5 protein-coding genes are annotated in these 5,391 nt (G+C 43.4%); 2 read left to right on the forward strand and 3 right to left on the reverse strand.

The annotated features are described in order from the left end of the window. Positions 1-253: 253 nt before the first annotated feature. Positions 254-586, forward strand: a complete 333-nt coding sequence (locus tag RMO79_RS08250; protein ID WP_310482637.1) for a hypothetical protein — start codon at positions 254-256, stop codon at positions 584-586. An 8-nt stretch (positions 587-594) separates the two neighbouring features. Here the strand turns inward: RMO79_RS08250 and RMO79_RS08255 are convergent, their stop codons facing one another. Beyond that, positions 595-1,158, reverse strand: a complete 564-nt coding sequence (locus RMO79_RS08255) for a Uma2 family endonuclease (RefSeq protein WP_310482638.1) — start codon at positions 1,156-1,158, stop codon at positions 595-597. 256 nt (positions 1,159-1,414) lie between these two features. Between RMO79_RS08255 and ftsH the strand changes: the two genes are divergently transcribed. Next, the gene (gene ftsH / locus RMO79_RS08260; RefSeq protein WP_310482639.1) at positions 1,415-3,163 is read left to right on the forward strand and encodes an ATP-dependent zinc metalloprotease FtsH; all 1,749 of its coding nucleotides are present in this window, start codon (positions 1,415-1,417) and stop codon (positions 3,161-3,163) included. A gap of 46 nt (positions 3,164-3,209) precedes the next feature. On the opposite strand, the gene RMO79_RS08265 is transcribed toward ftsH, so the two are convergent. After that, positions 3,210-4,859, reverse strand: coding sequence for a response regulator (locus RMO79_RS08265; protein WP_310482640.1), 1,650 nt, complete (start codon positions 4,857-4,859; stop codon positions 3,210-3,212). 126 nt (positions 4,860-4,985) lie between these two features. After that, the coding region (locus RMO79_RS08270; RefSeq protein ID WP_310482641.1) for an ATP-binding protein at positions 4,986-5,391 on the reverse strand (406 nt) is incomplete at its 5' end.

Here is a 5,391-nt window from a genome sequence, read left to right on the forward strand (position 1 = left end):
CGAACCTCAATCTTTAGACGTTTTTGACATTCAAAGAAGGATATTTTCATCAATAGCTCTACCTCTGAGCTACCCGCCGAGGTATTAGATTCGATCGGGATTGAATTCGCGTCCTTAAATTTGTACTAATTATAACTTACGTATGTTATGGATGTGGCGATCGGATGAGTAACTAATAAATGTTGACGATCGATCTAAAATGGGTATTCTCTAGGTATGACCACAAATATCAGGCAATACTCGGAGAAACTAGATGGCTCACTATCAACCTTGCCCAAACTGCGCTTCAGAACAAGCCGAACTAATTAGCTTTACTTGGTGGGGGGGAATCGTCGGGCCAAAAATGCTTACGCATGTAAAATGTACAAAATGTGGAACTACTTTTAATGGCAAAACTGGTAAATCTAATCAGACTGCGATCGCAATTTATGTAACAGTATCGACAATATTTGGGATTGTCGTTATTACAACATTTTACCCATCACGCAATTCCGATCGACAAAATAATCCTAGCACTTCTTCTGTTTCTAGCCAAGACTTAGGTAGAGTTGCAATCTCGCCATCGCTAATGGTATATCGATCGTAATCGAATTCTTACTCTAATAACCAATCAAATATTTGACCGACAGATATTTGTAACCTTGCCGCAAGTTTTGGCATTAGTAACTGTTGGCTGGCATTATCGAAAATTTCGACTTCCTGTTTTGGTTGATAGACAAATACTGTTTGCTCGTCTGGATCGATTAACCAACCCATTTGCGTCCCATATTTTAAGCAATGCATAATATTTTTGACTACCTTTGTTTGCCCTTGTTCTGGAGATAAGATTTCAATCGTCCAATCGGAGGCAATTGGAAAAATATTAGCAACAGTGCTGTCAGGATTGCGGGGAATCCGATCCCATAAGATTATAGATATGTCTGGTACGATCGAGCGATCTCCGAAAGTACAACGCAATTCAGGAAAAGCCCTAGCTATTTTTCTATCTTTTAATGGTCTGTCGATGGCAAATGTTAGTTCTCGTTGGATAATGCTGTGCTTTCCTTGCGGCAGGGGTTTTTGATAAATCGAGCCATCGACAAATTCATTGGCAGGCTTTGTTTCTGGCATTGCCAAAAACTCTGCTAAGGTCTTTTTTTGGCTAACCGTTTGAATCATAGGATCGTCTTAGCCGCAGATTAGGTAGACTATTTGTATTTTACAGTAGTGATGTATATTTTCCCAGCGATCGCTAATTAGTACTAGCAGTGTGGTTTACCGTCAGATTTAGAGTAGCACCACGACTTATGTTGAGTTGGGGCGATCGAGTAATCTTGAAACATAGGGAAAAATAAATCGAAGCCCATCTAAATAGATCGATTAACTGTTACCTAGAACTAGAATTACTCTCCATCAACTTTACAAACTCAAAACGATGGCAACTATCTCCCAACAGGCTTACGGTGATTTTCTAGCAGCAGTTAAAACCAACCGAGTCGATCGAGTAATAATTAGTCCCAGCCGCATTGAGTATACAGTTATCAGCGAGAATAGTAAAGAAACTTACTTTACTATTCCAGATCTTTTAGCTGAGAGTTTGCCAGAGTTGTTACAAGCTAATGGCGTAGAATATACCATTCAAAATCCACCATCTGAATCCTGGTTGGGGACATTACTTGCAGTTGCTTTACCGCCATTAATTGCCGTTGGTGCAGGAGCTTTGCTACTTAAATATACCGAAGGTAGCGGTGGAGTAATGGGTGTTGGTAAAAGTAAAGCAAGATCTTATGCACAAGGAAAAACTGGCGTTAAATTTGCCGATGTTGCTGGTGTCGATGAAGCAAAACAAGAACTCCAAGAGGTGGTTGACTTCCTCAAAAATAGTGACAAATACACGCGCCTCGGAGCCAAAATTCCTAAAGGTGTATTACTAGTCGGCCCTCCAGGTACGGGCAAAACTTTACTCGCCAAAGCGGTGGCGGGTGAGGCGGGGGTACCGTTCTTTAGTATGTCGGGTTCGGAATTTGTGGAGTTGTACGTTGGCGTGGGTGCGTCGCGGGTGCGGGATTTATTCGACAAAGCCAAGCGTCAGGCTCCCTGCATTATCTTCATTGACGAGCTAGATGCGATCGGTAAATCGCGTGGTAATGGCATGAATCCGAGCGGTGGTAATGACGAGCGGGAGCAAACGCTCAATCAGTTACTCACCGAGATGGATGGCTTCGATGGGAATGCGGGGGTGATTCTAATTGCCGCCACAAATCGCCCTGAAGTCCTCGATCCGGCTTTACGCCGTCCAGGTCGTTTCGATCGACAAGTAGTGGTTGACAGACCAGATCGATCGGGTAGAGCGGAGATTCTTACCGTTCATGCCAATAATGTGAAGTTGGGTGAGGATGTCGATTTGGAATTATTGGCAACGCGGACTTCGGGGATGACGGGTGCAGATTTGGCAAATTTGGTCAATGAAGCAGCTCTGATGGCGGCGCGCCACAATCGTCAGGCGGTGTTGATGGCTGACTTTGAGCTAGCATTCGAGCGGGTATTAGTCGGCTTGGAAAAACGATCGCGGGTACTAAATCCGATCGAGCGGCAAACTGTGGCTTATCATGAAGTCGGTCACGCGCTGGTGGGTGCGTTGATGCCGGGACGGGGTAAAGTTGAGAAAATCTCGATCGTGCCGCGTGGTGTGGGTGCGCTGGGTTATACGTTGCAGATGCCGGATGAGGATCGGTTTCTGATGATGGAAGATGAAATTCACGGTCAAATTGCGACGCTCTTGGGCGGACGTGCGGCGGAGCTATTAGTGTTCGGGAAGGTGTCTACAGGTGCCAGCGATGATATCCAAAAAGCCACCAATCTCGCCGAAAAAGCGATTACGCTCTATGGGATGAGCGATACTTTAGGGCCGATCGCGTTTGCTAGCAACCAGTCTCAGTTCTTAGAAGGCGATACTAATACCCGTCGCGCTGTCAGTGGCGATGTAGCGATCGAAATCGATCGACTCATTAAGCAAACTATCGATCGAGCGAACAACATGGCTATTGCCATTTTAAAACACAATCGTGAGTTATTAGAGTCTACCACACAGATGCTACTCGATCGCGAAGTTCTCGAAGGCGACTCATTACGATCGATTCTCAGCCAAGTTAAAGCACCCGATGGGGGAGAGAGTAAGGAGTAAGGAGTATTTTGGATTCAAAATCGCCCCGTCTCCCAGTCTCCCCGTTCTAAATCAAACAACCATTAATCTCTAAAGCTCGATCGATTTGGCGCACCAGATCGATCGGCAAAAATGGTTTAGAGACGATTTCGACGACACCGAGTTCTGTTAACAGATCTCTGTCTGGTAAATAGCGATTGGCGGTGAGAAGAATGACGGGAATTACCTTAGTATTGCGATCGGCACGTAACTTGCGTAAAAAAGCTAACCCGTCCATTTCTGGCATCATCACATCTAAGACAATCGCATCTGGATGTTGAATTTGAATGTTATTCAATCCTTCTTGCCCTGATGATACCGTCTGGACATCCCAACCTTTGAGTTTATGTAAGCACATCGAGACAACTTCGCGGATATTGAGATCGTCATCGATCACTAAAACTCGTTTAATATCGCTATTAGCATTTGCTGAATTTACATCTCGATCCGATCTGGAAACGCGAACGGATTTGGTACTGCGATCGACCGTTGAATTTAATTGTTTTTTACCTAGATATTTATCGATCGTTTTCGTAATAGCTTTAGGATCGATCGGCTTACCGAGAAATCCATTGGCACCGACAAATTTAGTTCGGACTCGATCGATCAAACCATCATTACCAGTTAAAATAATAATCGGCACATTTGCCAGCGATGGTGTTTTGCGAATTTGTTCGCAAACTTCATAACCATTCGTAACTGGCATGACTAAATCCAAGAAAATTAGGTCGGGCTTATTTCTAATCAAACTAGGAATAATTTTCAAGGGGTTTTGAATGCCAAAAGATCTGTAGCCATGTTCGATAATAATCTTTTCTAAGAGTTTATAGATAGAAAGACTATCATCTACACAAGCAATGAGTGGCATTTTGAGACTGTCGTTCGGCGCGTTCGTTTCAGAATCTTTTGGTGAAGATATTTCAACCAAATCTAACTCTGAGGCAGCCTTGCCAATTGGTTGTAATGCCCGATCGGTAGTAGATTGCTTAATTGTCGATAAACTAATCGTACCATCCTTAATTAACGGTAATAGAGATTCTGTGACATCGATTAATTTTTGTTGATGATGAATTGCTAAACTCCGTAAAGATGTGATGCCATCAATTGATGTCAAGAGGAAGTGTAGGTTTCGATCGGTATATTTTGCAATTTTTTCGGGGTGTTGAACGATCGGGAATAAACTAGGCGCGTAAATAGCCAAGCCAATTTGTTCCCATTCTCGCCAGGATTGAATCGTTTCGCTTAACAGTGGTTTGATGTCTAGGAGTGGTAAAACTGACTTGACTTGACTATTGCGCTCGCTAATTGGGATAAACCGATAAGATAGTTGGTCTCCTCTATTTTGACTGAATTGAATGATGTCGAATAAAACTTCTTTAATTGCACATTCCTGAGCAATTTTATTAGAATTCAAAAATATTTCTTGATGATTATTAGATTTAACCAGTCGATCGAGTGGGACGTTTAGAGAAGCTAGAGCTAAATTGCGCTCCCACCGTTCGATCGCATCGATACCGCCGCTAATTCCTGCCAATTGTCCCAAAGAAAAACATAACATCCAACTTGACATGTCGGCCACTTGAATGACGAGGTTACCACTCAAAGTATTCACCTTGATATGATTGAATTCAGAGATTAATTCCCTGAATCTGACAGTTTTGCGATCGGTGGTACTCATATTTACTCAAACAAGCTAAAAAGGATGGAGTTCTCTAGAGAATAGAGAGTTATAACAATCGATAACGGCGAACTGGACGATTGACTGTTGCGAAAATGTAAATCTATAACTTTAAAGTCCTTATTTCTATAAAGTACCCTGTGGCAGAAGGTTTTTATTCATCGGTTGGGGTAAAGTAAAGAAAAATGTGCTGCTACGACCCCAATCGCTCTCCACCCAGATCTGACCCTGATGTTGCTCGACGATCGATTTGCAAATCGCCAAACCCAAACCAGTACCGCCTTTGTCGCGCGAATCCGAAGAATCTACTTGCTGGAACCGATTAAAAATGGTTTCGAGTTTATCGGCAGGAATGCCGCGTCCGCAATCGGCAATTGCAAAGCGCACCCGTCGAGATCGCGTGGCGGGATCGGCTCGCACGGAGTCGAATTTAGTCGCTCGATCGAGGATGGGGTCGATTTCGGTAACTTCGATCGAGACGGTAGTATTGGGTGGAGAAAATTTGATAGCATTACCGATTAGATTTGTCAAG

The organism is Chamaesiphon sp. VAR_48_metabat_403 (assembly GCF_031422475.1).
GTDB lineage: Bacteria > Cyanobacteriota > Cyanobacteriia > Cyanobacteriales > Chamaesiphonaceae > Chamaesiphon.

Bases quoted from the DNA above. Each gene is read 5' to 3' on its own strand.
- RMO79_RS08250 (WP_310482637.1), top strand. From the start codon at position 254: ATGGCTCACTATCAACCTTGCCCAAACTGCGCTTCAGAACAAGCCGAA.
- RMO79_RS08255 (WP_310482638.1), bottom strand. From the start codon at position 1,158: ATGATTCAAACGGTTAGCCAAAAAAAGACCTTAGCAGAGTTTTTGGCA.
- ftsH (WP_310482639.1), top strand. From the start codon at position 1,415: ATGGCAACTATCTCCCAACAGGCTTACGGTGATTTTCTAGCAGCAGTT.
- RMO79_RS08265 (WP_310482640.1), bottom strand. From the start codon at position 4,859: ATGAGTACCACCGATCGCAAAACTGTCAGATTCAGGGAATTAATCTCT.